1 protein-coding gene is annotated in these 1,674 nt (G+C 45.8%); it reads right to left on the bottom strand.

The genetic code is table 11. The features are described from left to right. Positions 1-83: 83 nt before the first annotated feature. The gene (locus IQ268_RS31930) at positions 84-872 is read right to left on the bottom strand and encodes a protelomerase family protein (RefSeq protein ID WP_193887498.1); all 789 of its coding nucleotides are present in this window, start codon (positions 870-872) and stop codon (positions 84-86) included. Positions 873-1,674: the final 802 nt, after the last annotated feature.

Genomic DNA, 1,674 nt, shown 5'->3' with positions numbered 1-1,674 from the left:
GGCAGTCTGCCAACAGTTCATCGAGCATTTCATCAACGCGATTGGGTTCTTTCTTCTTGCGTACCATGATGCGGTCTCCTGAGTTACTGGGATTTTAGACCGCTTACACAAAATTCAGAACAGTCTCTGGCGTTGATCTGCTGAGTAGATAATTCTTGCAACTCGTGAACCCGTTCTAGCCTGCGGAAACGCCCAATAGCCTTCCAAACCTCAGAAGCCGGAACCAAGCAAAGTGTGTTGTAGGCTTCGACTTCGTCCCGTTTCTTCAGTTGCCCTGCAAAACGCAACGTGTAGGGATCGGCAGTCTTAGAAAATCTGTGCTGAACGACTTCACTGAATCTGCGACCAGTCACAGCAGCAATTCCAACCGCCAAATCATTGTGATCATGGCTTGCTAGCAGCTTTCGCGCCTCCTCCAGGTATCGCTCCAGGTTCACAGGCTTAAGGTTGTCCTGCTTCTGGTTGTTACGGGTATTATCCTCTTGAGCAATGTTTGTATACTCGTCTGTGTACTTCATCACTGTATAGGCGTAGTGCCCATGAAAGTGAACGACCTCACCATTGCGTTTGGTGTAGTCGTAGTCGAGCAGAGTGTTTTTAGTTAGTGGCAAGTTTCCGTCCTCAGTCGCCGCTAGAATCGCTTTGCGGTACTTGGGGATGTAGTTTTTGGCTACCGTGGCTTGCGGGTAGCCCTGCTCTAACAGCGCAATTTCATCAGCACAGAGTTGGTCAATCTCAGCCCGGTTGTCTAAGGACTTGAGCCGAACGATAAAGGAGTTCACTAAGGCTGATACCTCGTCACCCGTCAGGCGTGTTCTAGCTCCTGCTGCAATGCGATCGTGGTATCGCTGTAGAATAGCTTCTCGGTTCATGGCAGTGGAAAGGGGTAGGTAGAAGGACTCAGGGAGAGGGCGATCGGTTAAGGCTTGGAGTCGTAGAAGTAGTTGTGTATAACCTTATTGTACACATACAGACATATACATACAACTCTAAACCATATAAATGTACACAGTTGTTTTCAACTAACTGCTAACTGCTAACTGCAAAGGGCAGGCGAAACCAAGACTCAAGCCTTTTGCTAGTAAAGCTGCTAGGCGATCGCCTAGCACTGTTGTTGCCGCACGACAGACCTGTACGATTAAGTCTAAACACGAATGATACAAATCTCTTATCACTCATGTATGTATACATCTAATTGATTGGAGATTTGTATAAGTCTACTGGTATTTTAGGGTAGTTGTTTATAACTGAGAGAGGCGATCGAGAAAGTGAGTGCAATCGCTGTAATTGTTACACAGCAATGCTTACAAGGTTTTATGAATATGTAATACTGGTGCGATCGCCCATACAGGGATATACAAGAGGCGATACAGGGATATACAAGAGTGCGATCGCTTACAAGGAACGTACAAGGGTGCGATCGAGGAAGTGAGTGCGATCGCTGTAACTGTTGCACAGCAATATTTACAAGGTTTTATGAATGTGCAATGCTGGCAGCGATCGCCCATACAGGGATATACAAAAAGCGATACAGGGATATACAAGAATGCGATCGCCTATACAGGGGTATACAGTTCTCTTATACAGGAGTATACACATGGGTGTACATTGTCTTATGTTATATAACATAAGACAATGTACACCCATGTGTATACTCCTGTATAAGAGAACTGT

The sequence above is a fragment of the Oculatella sp. LEGE 06141 genome (assembly GCF_015207605.1).
Lineage (GTDB): Bacteria > Cyanobacteriota > Cyanobacteriia > Elainellales > Elainellaceae > Oculatella.
Note: the sequence above shows the minus strand (reverse complement) of the source record. Positions and strands in the feature narration are given on the sequence as shown.